This is a genomic window from Sandarakinorhabdus sp., assembly GCF_031430775.1.
GTDB lineage: Bacteria > Pseudomonadota > Alphaproteobacteria > Sphingomonadales > Sphingomonadaceae > Sandarakinorhabdus.
In genome coordinates, this window is the sequence record NZ_JANPCD010000148.1 from 1 (window position 1) to 19,191 (window position 19,191).

Annotated in this window: 18 protein-coding genes and 1 pseudogene; 4 read left to right on the plus strand and 15 right to left on the minus strand. The window is 63.8% G+C overall.

Features of this window, described 5'->3' with window-relative positions:
• The 3 genes from RMQ73_RS09490 to RMQ73_RS09500 form a co-directional block, all read right to left on the minus strand.
• A partial coding sequence (locus RMQ73_RS09490) for a pyruvate dehydrogenase complex E1 component subunit beta (RefSeq protein ID WP_310497949.1) occupies positions 1–913 on the minus strand: 913 nt, incomplete at its 3' end.
• Entirely contained in the window at positions 910–1,959 is a 1,050-nt protein-coding gene (gene pdhA / locus RMQ73_RS09495; RefSeq protein WP_409049860.1) for a pyruvate dehydrogenase (acetyl-transferring) E1 component subunit alpha, read from the minus strand. The genes RMQ73_RS09490 and pdhA, both read right to left, overlap by 4 nt.
• Before the next feature lie 88 nt (positions 1,960–2,047).
• Positions 2,048–2,365 (minus strand): septum formation initiator family protein, encoded by a 318-nt coding sequence (locus RMQ73_RS09500; protein WP_310497951.1) that lies wholly within the window; start codon positions 2,363–2,365, stop codon positions 2,048–2,050.
• 85 nt (positions 2,366–2,450) lie between these two features.
• Between RMQ73_RS09500 and RMQ73_RS09505 the strand changes: the two genes are divergently transcribed.
• The 4 genes from RMQ73_RS09505 to msrA are packed head-to-tail and all read left to right on the plus strand — an operon-like array spanning position 2,451 to position 6,859.
• Positions 2,451–4,514: a 3-hydroxyacyl-CoA dehydrogenase NAD-binding domain-containing protein gene (locus RMQ73_RS09505; protein ID WP_409049861.1), complete on the plus strand. Its 2,064-nt coding sequence runs from the start codon at positions 2,451–2,453 to the stop codon at positions 4,512–4,514.
• Positions 4,511–5,680 (plus strand): DUF3089 domain-containing protein, encoded by a 1,170-nt coding sequence (locus tag RMQ73_RS09510; protein ID WP_310497952.1) that lies wholly within the window; start codon positions 4,511–4,513, stop codon positions 5,678–5,680. The genes RMQ73_RS09505 and RMQ73_RS09510 overlap by 4 nt, the downstream gene beginning before the upstream one ends.
• 32 nt (positions 5,681–5,712) lie before the next feature.
• Positions 5,713–6,195: a peptide-methionine (R)-S-oxide reductase MsrB gene (msrB, locus tag RMQ73_RS09515; RefSeq protein WP_310497953.1), complete on the plus strand. Its 483-nt coding sequence runs from the start codon at positions 5,713–5,715 to the stop codon at positions 6,193–6,195.
• A 4-nt stretch (positions 6,196–6,199) separates the two neighbouring features.
• A complete protein-coding gene (msrA, locus tag RMQ73_RS09520) occupies positions 6,200–6,859 on the plus strand; it encodes a peptide-methionine (S)-S-oxide reductase MsrA (RefSeq protein ID WP_310497954.1) in 660 nt (219 codons plus the stop codon).
• A 20-nt stretch (positions 6,860–6,879) separates the two neighbouring features.
• Here the strand turns inward: msrA and RMQ73_RS09525 are convergent, their stop codons facing one another.
• The 12 genes and pseudogenes from RMQ73_RS09525 to RMQ73_RS09580 all read right to left on the minus strand — a co-directional run.
• Positions 6,880–7,320, minus strand: coding sequence for a RidA family protein (locus RMQ73_RS09525; protein WP_310497968.1), 441 nt, complete (start codon positions 7,318–7,320; stop codon positions 6,880–6,882).
• Complete coding sequence (locus RMQ73_RS09530) at positions 7,320–8,753, minus strand: NAD(P)(+) transhydrogenase (Re/Si-specific) subunit beta (RefSeq protein ID WP_310497955.1); 1,434 nt, start codon at positions 8,751–8,753, stop codon at positions 7,320–7,322. Before RMQ73_RS09530 ends, RMQ73_RS09525 begins: the two co-directional genes overlap by 1 nt.
• A gap of 69 nt (positions 8,754–8,822) precedes the next feature.
• Entirely contained in the window at positions 8,823–9,140 is a 318-nt protein-coding gene (locus RMQ73_RS09535; RefSeq protein WP_310497956.1) for an NAD(P) transhydrogenase subunit alpha, read from the minus strand.
• A 10-nt stretch (positions 9,141–9,150) separates the two neighbouring features.
• Positions 9,151–10,281, minus strand: coding sequence for a Re/Si-specific NAD(P)(+) transhydrogenase subunit alpha (locus RMQ73_RS09540; RefSeq protein WP_310497958.1), 1,131 nt, complete (start codon positions 10,279–10,281; stop codon positions 9,151–9,153).
• Positions 10,282–10,305: 24 nt separating this feature from the next.
• Entirely contained in the window at positions 10,306–10,434 is a 129-nt protein-coding gene (locus tag RMQ73_RS09545) for an aa3-type cytochrome c oxidase subunit IV (protein WP_310497959.1), read from the minus strand.
• Between the two features lie 87 nt (positions 10,435–10,521).
• Positions 10,522–11,469 (minus strand): dihydropteroate synthase, encoded by a 948-nt coding sequence (folP, locus tag RMQ73_RS09550; protein ID WP_310497960.1) that lies wholly within the window; start codon positions 11,467–11,469, stop codon positions 10,522–10,524.
• A 29-nt stretch (positions 11,470–11,498) separates the two neighbouring features.
• Positions 11,499–13,532, minus strand: coding sequence for a M13 family metallopeptidase (locus RMQ73_RS09555; protein WP_310497961.1), 2,034 nt, complete (start codon positions 13,530–13,532; stop codon positions 11,499–11,501).
• A 103-nt stretch (positions 13,533–13,635) separates the two neighbouring features.
• Positions 13,636–15,672 carry a M13-type metalloendopeptidase gene (locus RMQ73_RS09560; RefSeq protein ID WP_310497962.1) on the minus strand — a complete coding sequence of 679 codons (2,037 nt, stop codon included), beginning with the start codon at positions 15,670–15,672 and terminating at the stop codon, positions 13,636–13,638.
• Positions 15,673–15,726: 54 nt separating this feature from the next.
• Positions 15,727–16,779 carry a site-specific DNA-methyltransferase gene (locus RMQ73_RS09565; protein ID WP_409049862.1) on the minus strand — a complete coding sequence of 351 codons (1,053 nt, stop codon included), beginning with the start codon at positions 16,777–16,779 and terminating at the stop codon, positions 15,727–15,729.
• A 193-nt stretch (positions 16,780–16,972) separates the two neighbouring features.
• Positions 16,973–17,545, minus strand: coding sequence for a ribonuclease HII (locus RMQ73_RS09570; protein ID WP_310497964.1), 573 nt, complete (start codon positions 17,543–17,545; stop codon positions 16,973–16,975).
• A gap of 11 nt (positions 17,546–17,556) precedes the next feature.
• Positions 17,557–18,342 (minus strand): bifunctional hydroxymethylpyrimidine kinase/phosphomethylpyrimidine kinase, encoded by a 786-nt coding sequence (thiD, locus tag RMQ73_RS09575; protein WP_310497965.1) that lies wholly within the window; start codon positions 18,340–18,342, stop codon positions 17,557–17,559.
• A pseudogene (locus RMQ73_RS09580) lies at positions 18,339–19,191 on the minus strand (phosphoglucosamine mutase); the annotation flags it as partial. The pseudogene RMQ73_RS09580 and the gene thiD, both read right to left, overlap by 4 nt.

Here is a 19,191-nt window from a genome sequence, read left to right on the forward strand (position 1 = left end):
AGAGCAGTTCATTCTCGAGGAACACGACCGGATCCTCGCTGCGGATCGCGGCCTTCAACAAACCCTTGGCGTCGGCCGCGTCATAGGGCGCGATGACGACCAGCCCGGGGACGCTGGCGTACCATGGCGCATAATTCTGGCTGTGCTGCGCGCCGACGCGCGTGGCGGCGCCATTGGGACCGCGAAACACGATGGGGCAGCCCAGCTGGCCGCCAGACATATACAGCGTCTTGGCGGCGGAATTGATGATGTGGTCGATGGCCTGCATGGCAAAGTTGAAGGTCATGAACTCGACGATGGGTTTGAGGCCGCCCATCGCCGCGCCGGCGCCCAGGCCGGCAAAGCCATATTCGGTGATCGGGGTGTCCACGACCCGCTGCGCCCCGAACTCCTCGAGCAAGCCCTGCGTGACCTTGTAGGCGCCCTGATATTCGGCAACTTCCTCGCCCATCACGAACACTTCGGGCGTGCTGCGCATTTCCTCGGCCATGGCATCGCGCAAGGCTTCGCGCACTGTCTGGCGCTTGGTGGGGCCGGTCGCCGCCTGCGGAGCTGCGGCAGCAACCGGCGCCGCAGGAGCAATCGGCGCAGCGGGTGCAACAGGCACGGCTGGCACAGCCGCCGCCGCCGGTGCGGTGACAACTGCCGGTGCCGGCTTGGCCGCCGTTTCGCCTTCCACCGCGATGGTTGCAATCAGCGTACCGACCTTCACGCCCTCACTGCCGGCCGCGACATGCAGCGCCGCCACAACGCCGTCATCATCGGTTTCCAGTTCCATCGTCGCCTTGTCGGTTTCGATTTCGGCAATCACATCGCCGGCCTTGACGGTATCGCCAACGCCTACCAGCCATTTGGCCAGCGTGCCTTCTTCCATGGTCGGCGACATGGCGGGGAGCAGGATATCGGCCATCAATAGGTTCCCACCAGCACATCGGTCATCAGTTCGGACAGCGCCGGTTCGGGCGCACTTTCGGCAAAGTCCGCCGCTTCGGCAACCTGGTCGCGCACTTCGCGGTCGATGGCCTTCAATACCGCCTCATCGGCATGGCCGCCTTCGAGGATCAGCTTCTTCAGCCCTTCGATCGGGTCGGATTTTTCGCGCATCGCCTGCACTTCTTCGCGGCTGCGGTATTTGGCCGGGTCGGACATGGAATGGCCGCGATAGCGATAGGTTTTCATCTCCAGCAGCAGCGGGCCTTTTCCGCTGCGCACCCATTCGACCGCTGCTTTTGCCGCCCCGCGCACCGCCAGCACGTCCATGCCATCGACCTGCAGGCCCGGCACCCGAAAACTTTCGCCGCGCCGGTACAACTGGTCCTCGCTGCTGGCGCGGTTGACACTGGTGCCCATGGCGTATTGATTGTTTTCGATGATGAAAATCACCGGCAGCTTCCAAAGCTCGGCCATGTTGAAGCTTTCATAGACCTGGCCCTGGTTCGACGCGCCATCGCCGAAATATGTCACCGCGATACCGCCATCATTTTTGTACTTGTGGGCAAAGGCCAGGCCCGTGCCCAATGGCACCTGCGCCGCGACGATGCCGTGCCCGCCGTAAAAACCGTGCTCGACGCTGAACATGTGCATCGATCCGCCCTTGCCGTGCGAAATGCCAGCCGCCCGCCCGGTCAGTTCGGCCATGACCACACCCGGCGCAATCCCGCAGGCCAGCATGTGGCCATGATCGCGATAGCCGGTGATAACGCTGTCACCCTTGTCCAGTTCGGCCTGCATGCCGACCACAACTGCTTCCTGGCCGATGTACAAATGGCAGAAGCCGCCGATCTGGCCCATGCCGTACAATTGCCCGGCGCGTTCTTCAAAACGGCGGATCAGCACCATCTGGCGGTACATATCGAGCAATTGCGCTGGCGTAGCGACGAACCGATCAGGTTCACCAGGACGCGGCCAATCCACGCCATCAGCGCGTGACTTGCCCTTTGTGAGTGCGGATCGAGCCACAGTTGAGGCCTTTCAGTAGCAGACATCCGGTATAAAGTGTCGCAGGCATGACCCGCAACCCGGCATCGCAAGGCTGCAACCGAAACGGTTAATTGTTGGGGACAGGGACGATCACTTCGTCAGGCCGGACCATGTTGAGGTTGCGGCGCACCAGTTCATCGGCAAGATCAGGATCGACTTTTCGCGGATCGAGCAGCGCCACCTGCCGGGCCAGTGCCGCCTTGGTTTCATCGGCGCGCGTCGTTTCGGCCAGCAACGCCTGGCGCTGCGCCTGATACTCCCGCCAGGCCATCAATCCTGTCGGTCCGGTCACCGCCCGGCTGACAAATCCGATTGTGAGGACAAGGCAAAGCGCCGGCAGCCAAATGACGCGGAAAAGTTCGCGGATGCTGCTGCGGCCCTGCATATCCTATCATTAGGACAAGGGGCGGGCCGCCACAAGGCTGCAATGGTGCAAAATGCCTGCTATGCGGTTGTGCAATTGCATCAGAATGCACGTTTGGGGAGTGAAGATCATGGCCGCCATCAACTCTGTTGTCGATCTGGGCCGGGACGGCGATGTCGCTGTCGTCACCGTCAATTCGCCGCCGGTCAACGCGCTGTCCGCCGATGTGCGCGACGGGCTGGCCGGCGCGTTCGCCGCCATTGCGGCCGATGCCTCGTTCAAGGCCGCCGTGCTGGTCTGCGCTGGCCGCACCTTCATTGCCGGCGCCGATATTTCCGAATTCGGCAAACCGCCGCGCGGCGCCTCGCTGCATGCCGTGCAGGATGCCATTGAGGGCGCGCCGGTACCAGTGGTGGCGGCCATCCATGGCACGGCATTGGGCGGCGGGCTGGAAGTGGCCCTGTGCGCGCATTACCGCGTGTCCGATGCCAAGGCCAAATTCGGCCTGCCCGAAGTCAAGCTCGGCCTGCTCCCCGGTGCCGGCGGCACGCAGCGCCTGCCCCGTGTCGTCGGCGCGCAAAAGGCGCTGGAGATGGTCACATCCGGCGCGCAGATGGGCGCCAAGGACGCGCTGGCAGCCGGACTCGTGGACGAAGTCATTGACGGCGACCTGACAGCCGGCGCTATCGCCTTTGCCTGCCGCGTTGCCGCCGAAGGCCGCCCGCTCAAGAAAGTGCGGGACGACAATAGCAAGCTGGGCGGCGACGCCGCCAGCCTGGCGCCGATGTTTGCTGCATTCCGCGCCGCCAATTCCCGCGCCTTCAAGGGCTTCGACGCGCCCGAAGCCAATATCAAGTGCATCGAAGCGGCTGTCGCCCTGCCCTTCGCGGACGGCATGCGCGTCGAACGCAGCGAATTCATGAAGCTGATGGGCGGACTGCAATCCGCCGCGCAGCGCCATGTGTTCTTTGCCGAACGCGCCGCCGCCAAGATCGACGGGCTGGCCCCCGATATGCAGGCGCTTCCGGTCAAAAAGGTCGGCGTCATCGGTGCCGGCACCATGGGCGGCGGCATTTCCATGAACTTCCTGTCGGTCGGCTTGCCCGTCACCATCGTCGAAATGAAACAGGAGGCGCTGGACCGGGGCGTCGCCGTCATCCGCCGCAACTATGAAAACAGCGCCAAGAAGGGCCGCTTCAGCATGGACGAGGTCGAAGCCCGCATGGGCCGGCTGACACCTTCGCTGAGCATGGAAGATCTCGCCGATTGCGACCTGATCATCGAGGCTGTGTTCGAAAACATGGCCATCAAGAAGGACATTTTCGGCAAGCTCGACAAGATTGCCAAGCCCGGCGCCATCCTCGCCAGCAACACCCGCTATCTCGATGTCGATGAAATCGCCGCCGCCACCACGCGGCCGCAATCCGTCGTCGGCATGCATTATTTCTCGCCGGCAAACGTCATGCGCCTGCTCGAAGTGGTGCGCGGCGAAAAAACCGATCCCCAGGTGCTCGCCACCGCCATGGCCATCGGCAAGGCCACCGGCAAGATCGCGGTTGTGGCCGGCGTCTGCCACGGCTTCATCGGCAACCGCATGTTGGGTGAACGGCAAAAGGAAGCCAACAAGCTGATCCTCGAAGGCGCAGCACCCGCCGATGTCGACCGGGTGCTCACCGATTTCGGCTTCCCCATGGGTCCGTTCCAGATGAGCGATCTTGCCGGGCTGGATATCGGCTGGTCGGCGGATACCTCCAAGGGCGAAACCGTGCGCGACCGGCTCTGCGAAGCCGGTCTGCGCGGCCAGAAGAACGGCCGGGGTTTCTATGTCTATGACGAAGCCCGCAACCGCACGCCCAACCCGGAGGCCGTCGCCATCATCGACGCCTATGCCGCCGAACGGGGCATCAACCGCCGCAACATCGACGATGCCGAAATCCTCGAACGCTGCCTGTATCCGATGGTCAACGAAGGCGCGAAAATCCTCGCCGAAGGCAAGGCCCAGCGCGCCAGCGACATCGATATCGTCTGGATCAATGGCTATGGCTGGCCCGTCTATCGCGGCGGACCAATGTTCTGGGCGCAGAACGACGCGGGCCGCGACACCATCGCCGCCGCGCTGGAAAAAATGGGCAAGGACGTGTCGCCGATGCTCAAGGACGGCTGGAAATGAGGGTATTTCTCGCGGCGTTCCTGCTGGCAGCGCCAGTGCAGGCGCAAAGCCCGCCGACCTATCAGGCGCCGGATTATGCCAACCCGGCCAGCTGGCTATGCCAACCCGGCCGCACCGATGCATGCAGCGGTGACATCACGGCGTCGGTGGTTGCCGCCGACGGCAGCGTGAGCCTAGCGGCCGCGCCGCCAGCCAAGGCGCCGCCGATCGACTGTTTCTATGTCTATCCCACCGTGTCCACCGATGCCACGCCCAACAGCGACATGACGGCCGATCCGGCAGAAACCAGTGTCGCGCAAATCCAGTTCGCACCGATGCGCGGCATCTGCCGAACCTTTGCGCCGCTGTACCGCCAAGTGACACTGACGGCCTTGCGTGACCGCATGACCGGCAAGGGCGACACTGCCGACCGCGTCATGGCCTATCGCGATATCGCCGCGGCCTGGGCGCATTATCTCGCCCATGACAACAAGGGGCGCGGCGTCATCCTGATCGGACATAGCCAGGGCAGTGGCGTGCTGAAAATGCTTATCCGCAATGAAATCGAGGGCAAGCCCGCCGCAAGCCAGATGATCTCCGCCTGGCTGGCTGGCACCAATGTGCTGGTCCCGCAGGGCCAGAGCGTCGGCGGCGACCTGAAATCCACGCCGCTGTGCACCAACGCCGAACAGACTGGCTGTGTCCTCGCCTGGGTGAGTTGGCGCGACGAGCAGCCCATCGGCCCCACCAGCCTGTTCGGACGGACGACCCAAGCGGACATGGAAGTCGCCTGCACCAACCCGGCTGCGCTTGGCGGCGGCCGGGCGGGCCTGTCCGCGCTGTTGCCCAATCGCAGCGCCATTGTCGCCAACAGCGCAGCGGCCCCGAAATGGGCAAAGGGCCGCAACATTTATACGCCCTTTGTGGCCCTGCCCGGCTTGCTCGCTGGCGAATGCATGCGCCGCGACGGCGCCCATGTGCTGAGCGTGGCGACCGTGGCCGATCCTGCCGATCCGCGCACCGACACCTTCCCCGGCGATGTCGTGGTTGACGGGCAGGTCAGCCCGGCCTGGGGGCTGCATCTGGTCGACATGAATGTCGTGATGGGCGATCTGGTCACGCTTGGCCGCACACAGGGTGCGGCCTGGTTGCAGCAACAGCAGCGCCTGCGGCAAAAGAGTCTGTAACCGTTCGGGGCCGCCGCCGCGTATAAGATGGCATGATCCACCGTCGTTCCCTGCTCGGCCTTGCCGGCCTCAGCTTCGCCGCCCTGCCCTTTGCGTCGGCCTTTGCCGCCACGGCACGCTTTTCTTTCGTGCTGTCAGATAGTGAATGGCGCAAACGGCTCGGCGCCGACGCCTTTGCCGTGCTGCGCACCGAAGCCACCGAGCGCCCGTTCACATCGCCGCTCAACAATGAAAAACGGGCCGGCACGTTCGTGTGCCGTGGCTGCGCCCTGCCGCTGTTCAGCTCGGCGACCAAGTTCGATAGCGGCACCGGCTGGCCCAGTTTCTGGCAGCCGATAGCCAAAACCGCCATTGGCGAAACCCGCGATTCCAGCCTGTTCATGGTACGCACCGAAGTGCATTGCAGCCGCTGCGGCGGCCATCAGGGCCATGTCTTCGACGACGGCCCGAAACCGACTGGCCTGCGGTATTGCATCAATGGCCTGTCGCTCAGCTTTGTTCCCAAAAAGGCCTGATCCCATGCGCGCGCTTGCCATCGCACTTGCCCTGTCCGCCTGCTCCGTCGCCGGCGCCGCCGAACGCATGGTGCTTGCCCCCGTCCCGGCCATCGATGCGCCGCTCAAGGCCGGTCCCATGGCCACCGCCGTGTTTGCCGGCGGCTGCTTCTGGGGCGTCGAAGGCGTGTTCGAACGCATCAAGGGTGTCGTGTCCGTGCGCTCGGGCTATGCCGGCGGCCCGCGCAACCTGGCGATCTATGATGTGGTCGGGTCCGGCATGACCGGCCATGCCGAAGCAGTGGAAATCCGCTATGATCCGGCAGTTGTCAGCTATGGCACGCTGATGCGCGTGTTTTTCTCGGTGGCGCATGATCCGACACAGCTGAACCGGCAGGGACCGGACACCGGCAGCCAGTATCGCAGCACCATTTTTGCGCAAAACCCCGACCAGGCCCGTCTGACCCGCGCCTATGTCGCGCAGCTTACGGCGGCGAGGACCTGGCCCGGCCGCATCGTCACGACGCTGGAATCCGGCAAGTCGTTTTATCCGGCCGAGAATTACCACCAGAACTACCTGCGGGCGAACCCGTTGCAGCCCTATATCATCTACAATGACCTGCCCAAGGTCGCCGGGCTGAAGGAGCGTTTCCCGCAGCTATGGAGCGACAAGCCGGCGGCCTGAGCCAACTGCGAGGGCCGGCGTTACTTCGCCGCGTTTGCCCAGCATTCCAGCTCGATGGCGCCGTTTCGCGCCAGGCCGGTGCTACCGAAGGCACTGCGCGCCGGAAAACGCCCAGGCTTGAAATAGGTGACATAGACACGGTTGAACGCATCCCACTGCTTCATGTCCGTCAGCATGACCGTGCATTTGAACAGATCGTCAAATCCCAGCCCGCGCCGGGCCAGCACCGCGCCGATATTGGCCATCACTTGCCGGGTTTCGGCCTCCAGCCCGCCGGGCACGACATGGTCCTCGCCGGGAACAGCGCCGATCTGGCCCGAGATGTACAGCACGCCGCCAACCTCGGTCGCGTCGGAAAACGGCCGGTTCAGCTTGATGGATTCAGGCGATGTGACGTGCACAGTCGGCGCGGCGGCGAGCGGCGCAGCGGCCAGCAAAGCTGCAAGGCCGAACGCCCGCATCAATGCCCCAGCGCCTTGACGATATTCTCCACCATCTTCTTGGCATCGGCCAACAGCATCATGGTGTTGTCCATGTAGAACACCGGGTTGTCGACGCCGGCATAGCCGACCCCGCCCATCGACCGCTTGATGAACAACACGGTCTTGGCCTTTTCCACGTCCAGAACCGGCATGCCATAAATGGGGCTGGTCTTGTCGGTCTTGGCCAGCGGGTTGGTCACGTCGTTGGCACCGATGACGAACGCCACATCGGCCTGGGCAAACTCGCTGTTGATGTCCTCAAGCTCGAACACATCGTCATAAGGCACGTTGGCTTCGGCAAGCAGCACGTTCATGTGGCCGGGCATGCGCCCCGCGACCGGATGGATGGCGTATTTGACGCTGACACCTTCCTTGCGAAGCAGGTCACCCATTTCGCGCAGCGCGTGCTGGGCCTGTGACACGGCCATGCCGTAACCCGGCACGATGATGACTGTCTCGGCGTTCTTCATGATGAAGGCGGCGTCATCTGCGCTGCCGGCCTTGAACGGCTTTTGCACAGCCGAACCGGCAGCAGCCGGGCCGCCGCTATCGGCACCAAAGCCACCGGCGATGACGCTGATGAAGCTGCGGTTCATGGCCTTGCACATGATGTACGACAGGATGGCGCCCGACGAGCCGACCAGCGCGCCGGTGATGATCATCGCCGTGTTCTGCAACGTGAAGCCCATGGCGGCGGCCGCCCAGCCCGAATAGCTATTGAGCATCGAGATGACGACCGGCATGTCGGCGCCGCCGATCGGGATGATCAGCGTCACGCCGATGACGAACGACAGGCCGAGGATGATCCAGATCAGCGGGCCCTGGCTCAACGCGGCGTCTGGCGACATGGCGAACACGCCGGTCAGCACGACAATGCCGCCGAGCACGCCAAGGTTGAGCAGATGCCGACCCGGCAAAAGTATCGGGGAGCCGGACATGCGGCCCGACAGTTTCAGGAACGCGATGATCGACCCCGAAAAGGTGATGGCGCCGATGGCGATGCCCAGGCCCAGTTCGATGCGCGATACCATCAACATGTTGCCCGCCGCATCGACGATGCCGAACGCCGCCGGGTTGAGATATGCAGAGCAACCAACCAGCACGGCGGCCATGCCGACAAGGCTGTGGAAGCCGGCAACCAGTTCCGGCATCGCCGTCATCTGGATGCGCTGGGCAATGAACCAACCGATGGAGCCGCCAATGGCAATCGCCGCGACGATCAGCGGCAGCCCGGTCGGGTGCAGCAGCAACGTCGTGCCGACCGCAATGGCCATGCCGATCATGCCATTACGGTTGCCGCGCTGCGACGTTTCCGGCGACGACAGCCCGCGCAAGGACAGGATGAATAGCACGCCCGAGACCAGATAGGCGAGAACCGCCCAGGCCGGCGTTGCTGCAACTGCGTGTTCCATGGCGTCTGCCCTCAATCTTCTGTGTCCGTCACGCCGGGCATTGCCGGCAAGACGTGCGCCAAACCGGTTTTACTTCGAAGCCGCCGGCTTCTTTTCTTTTTTCTTGTACATCGCCAGCATCCGCCGCGTGACGGCAAAGCCGCCGAAGATGTTCACCGATGCCAGCACGACACCCAGCAAGCCGAGCCATTTCGACCCTTCGCCCGCCGCCGTCGAAACCGACGCGCCCGCCGCCGCCGCAATCAGCGCACCGACGATGATGACCGACGAAATGGCATTGGTCACCGCCATCAGCGGCGTGTGCAACGCCGGCGTCACCGACCACACGACATAATAGCCGACGAACACCGCCAGCACGAAGATCGACAGGATCGAAAGGAAATCCATTTTGTCCTCCTCAGGCAGCGATAAGACGTTCGTGGACGATCTTGCCGCCCTCGGTGAGCTTGATGCCCTTGACGATCTCGTCATCCGGCGTCCAGACGGCAGTTTTTCCGTCTTTGTCCCAGAACGCATTGATCATGTTGAAAAGATTGCGCGAATACAGCGCGGAGGCATCCGCAGCCATCCGGCCCGCCATGTTGCGATGGCCGATGATCTTCACACCATGGATTTCCACGACTTCGCCGGGGCGCGAGCCCTCGATATTGCCGCCGCTCTCGACCGCCAGATCGACCAGCACGCTGCCGGTACGCATCGTGCGCAGCATGGCATCGGTGATCAGGCGCGGCGCCGGGCGACCGGGGATCAGCGCGGTGGTGATGACGATGTCCTGCTTGGCGATATGACTGGCGACCAGCTCGGCCTGCGCCGCCTTGTATTCGTCGGACATTTCGGTGGCATAGCCGCCGGCACCCTCGCCCTCGATGCCCTTGACGGCTTCGACGAAAATCGCCTTGGCGCCCAGCGATTCAATCTGTTCGCGCGTGGCCGAACGCACATCGGTGGCCGACACCAGTGCCCCCAGGCGGCGCGCCGTGGCGATGGCCTGCAAACCCGCAACGCCGACGCCCATGACAAACGCCCGCGCCGCCGAAATCGTGCCGGCCGCGGTCATCATCATCGGAAAGGCGCGGCCATAGGCTTCGGCCGCATCGACGACGGCCTTGTAGCCGGCAAGGTTGGACTGCGACGACAGCACGTCCATCGACTGCGCCCGCGTGATGCGCGGCATGAATTCCATCGAAAACGCGCTGATGCCGGCATCGGCATAACCCTGGATGCGGGCCGGATCGGCAAAGGGCGACAGGATCGCGGCAAGAATGGCACCCTGCTTGATGCCCGGCAGCTCGGCCGCCAGCGGCCCGGTGACGCCCAAAATCATGTCGGCGCCCGCAATGGTCGCAGCGCGGTCGGCAATGCTGGCCCCGGCCCCGGCATAATCGGCATCGGCGATATTGGCAGTGATGCCTGCGCCGGCTTCGACCGTCACATCAGCACCCAGCGCGAGCAGCTTCTTGACGGTTTCGGGCGTGGCCGCGACGCGGCGTTCGGTTTCGGCGGTTTCCCGCAGCACAGCGATCTTCATTGCAAACCCTTCGAACCCAGGCGCTTAACGAACCAGGAAAATGCCCAGCAAGGCGAGCACGATCACGATGACGATGACACCCCATTTGGTGGCTGACATGAAACCGTCATAGGTTTCGCGGTTCGGAGAATTGGGCTGATCGTTGTTCGCCATGAACGGCCTCATAGATGACAAGAAAATTGCGCCAGACGGCAGATTGGCAAGCGTGATAGCAGATCGAAGCGTCCTGTGAAGGGGCGATCAGCCGCCCGCCCGCAGTGCTGACCATAGTGCCAGCGCCTGCCTGGTTTCAGGCACATCGTGCACCCGCAGGATCTGCACGCCGCAATCCGCGCCATGCAGCGCCAGCGCCAGACTGCCGCCCAGCCGGTCACCCGGCGCCGCAGGCCCGGCCAGACCGGAAATCAACGCCTTGCGGCTGGCGCCCAGCAGGATCGGCAGGCCAAGACCATGCAGCAACGGCAGCCCCCGCAGAATCGCTACATTGTGAGCCAACGCCTTGCCGAAGCCGATGCCTGGGTCGATGATCAACCGGTCGCGCGCGATGCCCGCTGCGACGACTGCGGCAATCCGCCCCTCCAGCCAGTCATAACAATCGAGCAGCGCATCATCATAGCGCGGCGCGACCTGCATGGTTTCGGGCGTGCCCTGATGGTGCATCAGCACGATATGGCAATCCTGCCCCGCCAGCATCGCAGCGGCGCCGGCATCGAACGTCAACGCCGAAACATCGTTGACGATGGCCGCACCCGCCGCCAGCGCATCGCCCATGATTGCGGCCTTGCGCGTGTCGATGCTCCAACGCCGCGACCCCATCAGCGGAAGCACCGGCACAAGACGGGCGCGCTCTTGCGTCAGATCGACAGCAGCAGCGCCCGGGCGGGTCGATTCGGCGCCAAGGTCGATGATATCGGCGCCGTCGGTAGCCATCTTCGCCACTGCGGCGGCCATCGCGGCATCGTCGCCAAGCCGCCCGCCATCGGAAAAGCTGTCCGGCGTCAGATTGAGGATGCCCATTACCGCCGGGCGACCCTGCGGCAACCCGGCCGGCAAACGCCGGGGCGCCGTCAGCGCATGTCGAACGTCATCGGGCAGTTCGCCCGCCGAAATGCGCCGAACGCCGCTCGCCCGGTCCAGCACGTCCACCTCGGCAAAACAAAGGGGGCCGCCGGCAAGCGGCAGCCCCACATCGCTTGGCAAAGGCCGATAATAGGACTTCACCAGACCTTCAGGCGGTCAGCTGGCGACAGATAATAGGTTTCGCCGGCCTGTGCGCCGAACGCATCGTACCAGGCATCGAAATTGCGCACGACATAGGGGCGGAAATGCCCCGGCGTGTGCGGATCGGTGACCAGCTGCTGAAGCAGGCTGGCATCGCGATATTTCTGGCGCCAGACCTGGCTGAAACCGAGGAAAAAGCGCTGATCGCCAGTAAAGCCCTCCATTTGCTTGGGCTTCTTGCCCTTCAGCGACAGCTTCCAGGCATCATAGGCGATGTTCAGACCCGCTAGATCGGCGATGTTTTCCCCCAGCGTCAAGTCGCCGTTGACGTTCTTGCCCGGCAGCGGCTGATAAGCGCCATATTGCGCGACGACCTTGTCGGTCAGCACCTTGAAGCGTGCGACATCTTCGGGCGTCCACCAATCGGCCAGGCGCCCGGTCTTGTCGTATTTGCGGCCCTGATCGTCGAAATGATGGGTGATTTCATGGCCGATGACGGCGCCGATGCCGCCATAGTTCACCGACGGATCGGCCTTGGGATCAAAGAACGGCGCCTGCAGGATGGCGGCCGGGAACACGATCTCGTTCCACACAGGATTGGCATAGGCGTTGACCGTCATCGGGGTCATGAACCATTCGCTGCGGTCGACAGGCTGGCCAAGCTTGGCAAGCTGGCGGGCATATTCGAATGCGGCGGCACGGCGGACGTTGCCGATGGCATCGCCGCGCACGATGTTCAGTGCCGAATAGTCGCGCCATTTGTCCGGATAGCCGATCTTGGGCTTGAACGCGGCCAGCTTTTCACGGGCCGCAACGCGGGTCTTGGGGTCCATCCACGCCAGATTGGCCAGCCGCGTGTCCATGGCGGCGATGATGTTCGTCACCAGTTCATCAGCCAGTTTCTTGGATTCAGGCGGGAAATATTCGGCAACATACAGCTTGCCCAGCGCCTCGCCCAGCACGGCGGTGGTGAAATCCACGCCCCGCTTCCAGCGCGGCTGTTGTTCGGGCTGGCCGCCCAGCGTCTTGGAGTAAAAATCGAAATTGGCATCGACAAACGCCTTGGGAAGCACCGGCGCCGCATCGCGCAGCGTCTGGAAAACCAGATAGTCCTTCCAGACGGCCAGCGGCTCGCTGTCGATCAGCTTGGCGGTACCGGCAATGGCGCTGGGCGTCGAAATCACCACGACCGGCTGGTCGTTCAGGCCCGCTTCGGTCAGCAGCCGCGCCCAGTCCATACCGGGATATTGTGCGTCCAGAGCCGTGCGGGCAACCGGGTTGTAGGTCTTTTCGGCCTGGCGGCGCTCGACGCGCGTCCAGTGCGTTTTTGCGATGCCGGTTTCCAGCGCGATGACGGCGGCAGCGCGGCCAGCGGCATTGTCATAGCCGGCGAGGCCGAACAGCGTCGTCATGTACGTCTGATACTTGGCGCGCGCTTCGGCGAACTTCGGGTTGGCCAGATCGAGATAATAATCCCGGTCAGGCAGCCCAAGCCCACCCTGCCCGGCCACGACCGTGAACTTGTCGGGGTTCTTGCGGTCGGGGCCGACACCGACACCAACCGGCACCGACACGCCTTCGCGCGCGGCGCGGCCAAAGGCGGCGGCCAGCGCGGCCTTGTCGCCAATGGCTGCAATGGCGTCCAGTTCGGGCTTGATCGCAGCCACGCCAATGGCTTCGATGCGCGCTTCATCCATGAAGCTGGCAAAGAAATCCCCGACCTTCTGGGCTTCGCTGCCCGGCGCGGCGGGCTTGGCGGCGGCAGCTTCGATGATGCCGCGCGTGCGCTCCTGGCTCAGGTCGCGCAGCCGTGTGAACATGCCGAAATTGGTCTTGTCGGCAGGAATCTCCAGCGTCGACAAATAGGTGCCGCCGGCAAAGGCAGTGAAATCATTGCCCGGCTTGATACTGCGGTCCATGCCCGCCACATCGAACCCAAAGCTGCCGATGTCGGGCTTTGCACCCTTGGCCAACGCCGGTGCCGCCAACAGGGCCAGCACCGACGCGCCGGCCAGAATCGCTTTGTTCATTCCGTGAATCCCCACCCAAAAATGCAAAAGGCCGGGGCGGTGTAGCGCCTGCCCCGGCCTTGCTCAATCAGTATGTAACAATAATGCCATGCGACAATCGCGCCTACCAGACCTTCAGCCGGTCGCTGGGCGCCAGATAGAACTTCTCGCCGGCCTTCACATCGAATGCCGAATACCAGACATCGAGGTTGCGCACGACATAGGGACGGAAATGCCCCGGCGAATGCGGATCGACCGTGAGCAACTGGTTGAGGATCTGGTCGCGGTATTTCTGCCGCCAGACCTGGCTGAAACCGAGCAGGAAGCGCTGGTCGCCAGTCCAGCCATCGACTGTCTTGGCCTTCTTGCCGCCCAATGATCGTTTCCAGGCGTCATAGGCAATGTTGACGCCGGCCAGATCGGCCATGTTCTCGCCCAGCGTCAGCTCGCCGTTGATCTTGCGGCCGGGCAGCGGTTCATAGGCGGCATATTGGGCGACAACCTTGTCGGTCAGCGCCTTGAAGCGGGTTTCGTCTTCCTTGGTCCACCAGTCGCTCAGCTTGCCGTCCTTGTCGAACTTGCGGCCCTGATCGTCGAAATGATGGGTGATTTCATGGCCGATGACCGCGCCGATACCGCCATAATTGACGGCCGGGTCGGCATTGGGATCAAAGAACGGCGCCTGCAGGATCGCAGCCGGGAACACGATCTCGTTCCACAGCGGGTTGGCATAGGCGTTGACGGTCATCGGGGTCATGCCCCATTCCGACTTGTCGATGGGCTTGCCGATCTTGTCGAGCTGGCGCCGGTACTGGAACTCCGCAGCACGCCCGGCATTGCCCAGCGCGTCGCCGCGCACGACCTGCAACGCTGAATAATCGCGCCATTTGTCCGGATAGCCGATCTTGGGCGTGAAGCTGGCCAGCTTGAGCCGGGCCGCAGCGCGGGTCCTGGGGTCCATCCACGCCAGATTTTCCAGCCGGACGTCCATGGCTGCGATGATGTTCCTGACCATCTCGTCGGCCTTGGCCTTGGCGACAGGCGGGAAATATTTGGCGACGTACAACGACCCGACGGCCTCACCCAGAACTGCGGACGTGATGTCCACGGCGCGTTTCCAGCGCGGCTGGTTGACGGGCTGGCCGGACAGGGCGCTCGACATGCCGAAATTGGCGTCGACAAACGCCTTTGGCAGCAGCGGCGCGGCATCACGCAGCGTGTGGAACGCGGCATAATCCTTCCACACCGCCAGCGGTTCAGACGTCATCAGTGCAGCCGCGCCCTTGATGGCGCTGGGATTGGCGACAATTACCATCGGCTGTTCGTTCAGGCCGGCGGCGGTCATGAACTGCGTCCAGTCAAAGCCCGGATAGGCCGCCGCGATCTCGGCGCGCGGCACGGGATTATACAGCTTGTCGATCTGGCGCTGCTCGACCTGCGTCCAGTGCAGCGTGGCGATCTTGACCTCAAGGTCATACACCGCCTTGGCGCGGGCGGCGGCGTTGTCAAAACCCGCCAGACCCAGCATCTCGGCGATGAAGCTCTGGTATTTGGTGCGGGCCACCGCAAAGCGCGGGTTCTTGTCGTCGAGATAATAATCGCGGTCAGGTAGGCCCAGTCCGCCCTGGCCGACATATACAGCCATGATGCCGGGAGTCTTGAGATCCTGTTCGACGCCGATGTTGATGGGGGCGGCAATGCCTTCGCGGTTGCCCAAGCCCAGCAGCCGGGCAATATCGGCTGGCGAAGCGGCAGCGGAAATGGCGTCCAGGCGCGGCTTGATCGGGCTGATGCCCTTGGCCTCGATGCCGGCCTCATCCATGAAACTGGCGTAGAAATCGCCGACCTTCTGGGCATTGCTGCCCGGCGCGGCCGGCAGTTTGGCGGCGTCTTCGATGATGGTGCGCGTGCGCTCCTGGCTCAGGTCGCGCAATTTGGTGAACATGCCATAGTTCGACCGGTCGCCGGGAATTTCCAATCCAGCCAGATATTTGCCGCTGGTGAACGCCACGAAATCATCGCCGGCCTTCACCGCCGGATTCATGCCCGCCACGTCAAAACCAAAGCTGCCCAGTTCGGGCTTGGCAGCTTCTGCGGCCAACACGGGCGTGGCGGCAATCGCCATTGCCAGAACCGACGCACGCCAGACATTTGCAATCATCAAACTCTCCCAATTCGATCAATGGGAGCGTGTTAGAGATTTAACACGGCGCCTTCAAGGGGCGTCACCAAGCCCGGCCCGATACAGGCTGCGCTTGCTGTCCAGCGGCACCAGCGCGCCTTCTTCCTCGATGTGCCAGAACGTCCAGCCATTGCAGCTGGGCAGGCCCTGTGCTGCCGCACCCAATTGGTGAATCGATCCGGTTTTGCCCTCCATCGCCAGGCTGCCGTCGGCGCGCACCTCGGCGGCATGCCGCCGCCCGCCGCCCCACAGCCGCGTGCCCGGGCGCACCATGCCGGATTCCACAAGGCTGCCAAAGGGAATGCGCGTCTCGCCGCGTTTGCCCTGTGACACCGCCATGTCGCCGCCCGACAGCGGCAACAGGCCGGCAATGCGCTTTTCGGCAACGCGGACATATTTTTCCTCGCGCTCGATGCCGATCCATTGCCGGCCGAGCAGCTTGGCAACTGCGCCCGTCGTGCCGGTGCCGAAGAACGGATCGAGCACGATGTCCCCCGGCTCGGTGCAGGCCAGCAGCACGCGGTACAGCAGCGCCTCGGGCTTTTGGGTCGGATGCGCCTTGACGCCATCGGTCTTGAGCCGTTCGCCGCCGGTGCAGATCGGGATCAGCCAGTCCGACCGCATCTGCAATTCCTCGTTCATCGCCTTCATGGCGTGATAATTGAACTTGTAGCGGCTGTTTTCCGATTTCGAGGCCCAGATCAGCGTTTCATGCGCATTGGTAAACCGCGTGCCCTTGAAATTGGGCATGGGGTTGGCCTTGCGCCAGACAATGTCATTGAGCACCCAGAAGCCGGCATCCTGCAAAGCGGCGCCGACACGGAAGATGTTGTGATAGCTGCCGATGGTCCAGATGGCGCCATAGGGCTTAAGAATGCGGCGTGCGGCCTTGAGCCAGGCGCGGGTGAAGCTGTCATACGTCGCGAACGTGTCGAACTTGTCCCAGTCATCGTCCACGGCATCGACCTGGCTGCCATCGGGACGGCGCAATTCATGCGCCAGTTGCAGGTTGTAGGGCGGATCGGCAAACACCAGATCGACCGAGCATTCCGGCAGGGCGTTCATGGCGGCGATGCAGTCGCCCATGATGATGCGGTTGGTTTCCAAGACAGGCTCCGAAAGAACGTTTCAAAGCCCTGATGAGTCAGGCGCGAATCGCCGTCAACCCCTGCCTAATCAAGCAATTATCATCCGAATCTGCAAAATTGACTCAAGACGCCACATATTGAGTCGCCGCGATTCGCCAGACTCAACATATGGTGTGTGTTGCCCAAAAGACTCATGACCGCACCAGTCTGTCGCGCACCGGCTTGAAGCTTGTGCGGTGGTGCGCGGTCACCCCAAGCGCCGCCAAAGCCGCAGCATGATCGGCAGTGCCATAGCCCTTGTTGCGCGCCCAGCCATAGCCCGGAAACTCGCCATCAAGCTGCTGCATCAGCCGGTCCCGTGTCACCTTGGCGATGATCGAGGCCGCCGAAATCGCCGGCTCCAGCGCATCGCCGCCGATGATGGCGCGCGATGGCCAATGCCATTTCGGCAGGTGGTTGCCATCAACCAGCACCATGGCCGGCGCCGCCGCCAGCGCATCCCCGAGCGCTTCCACAGCCCGCGTCATGGCCAGCATGGTCGCTTGCAGGATATTGATGGCGTCGATTTCGGTCACGCTGACCAGGCCGACACCGATCACGGCGCCGCTGGCGTGCAGCGCACCGAACAGCAATTCACGGCGACCCGCGGTCAGTTTCTTGCTGTCATTCAGCCCGGCGGGCACGTCAGCGCCCAGTATCACCGCCGCTGCCACCACCGGCCCGGCCCATGGCCCGCGCCCTGCCTCGTCAACACCGGCGATCATTGGCACGGCAATCAGGGCCCCAATGGCGCAAACAACAACGGCCCATGGCCCTTGCCCAGCCCCGGCGCGCCGGCGATGCCCTGCGCCACGAATGCCCGCGCCTGTGCCACCGCCGCCGGCAGCGTCATGCCCTGCCCCAGCCCGCACGCCAGCGCAGCCGCCAGCGTGCAGCCCGTGCCATGGGTGTGGCGCGTGTCGATCCGTGCCGATGTGAACGCTTCCGACCCGCCGCGCGTCACCAGCCAGTCGGTGATGCGTTCCCCCGGCAGATGCCCGCCCTTGGCCAGCACGGCGCGCGGCCCCATGTTCAGCAGTTCCTGCGCCGCCAGCAGGGCATCGGCTTCATCGGCAATCTCGGTTTCCGTCAGCAGCGACAGTTCGGGCGTGTTGGGCGTGATGACGCTGGCGATGCGCAGCAGGCGCTCCACCATCTCGAACAGCGCTTCGTCCTCGATCAGGCTGGCGCCGCCCTTGGCGATCATCACGGGGTCGAGCACGATCGGCACGCGCACGTCCGCCAGTGCATCGGCCACGGCGCGCACGGTGTCGGCGCTGCCCAACATGCCGATCTTGATGGCATCCGCGCCGATATCCTCAAGGCAGGCGCGGATCTGGGCCGCGACGATTTCGGGCGGAATGACGTGAATGGCGCTGACGCCCAGCGTGTTCTGCACCGTCACCGCCGTCACCGCCGTCATGGCATGGCCGCCCAGGCAAGTGATGGTCTTGATATCGGCCTGGATCCCGGCGCCGCCGCCACTGTCGCTGCCGGCAATGACCAATATGCGGGCAATCACGCCGAGACCACCGCCGCGCAGATATCCTCGACGACCGCCTTGACCAGCGCCTTGTCCTCGCCCTCGGCCATGACGCGAATGACAGGCTCCGTCCCCGATTTGCGGATCAGCAGCCGGCCATTGCCCGCGAGCCGCGCCTCGCCGTCGGCAATGGCGGATTTGACCGCATCGCGCTCAAGCGGCTGCCCGGTGAACCTTACGCTTTTCAGCAGTTGCGGCAGCGGATCGAACAGATGCAGCACTTCCGATGCCGGGCGCCCGGACGCCACCAGCGCCGCCAGCACCTGCAACGCCGCCACCAGCCCGTCGCCGGTCGTGGCATGGTCGGCCAAAATCAGATGTCCCGATTGCTCGCCGCCGATGTTGCAGCCGCTGGTGCGCATCATCTCCAGCACATTGCGGTCGCCCACCGACGCACGGTGCAGCGCCAGGCCGCGGCCGCCCAACCAGCGTTCCAGCCCCAGATTGGACATGACCGTCGCCACCAGCGCGCCGCCCCGCAGCGTGCCCGCCGCCTGCGCCTGACCGGTAATGAGCGCCATCAACTGGTCGCCATCGACGATCTGGCCCTTTTCATCGACGACAATCAGCCGGTCGGCGTCGCCGTCCAGCGCGATCCCGATATCGGCGCCAGTTTCCAGCACTTTCAATTGCAGCGCCTTGGGGTGGGTCGATCCGATCGCATCGTTGATGTTGAAGCCGTCGGGCGCCACGCCGATGGCGATCACTTCGGCGCCAAGCTCCCACAGCGCCGCCGGCGCGACCTTGTAGGCGGCGCCGTGCGCACAATCGATAACGACCTTCAGGCCATCAAGCCGCAGGCTTTCCGGAAACGTCGATTTGGCAAAA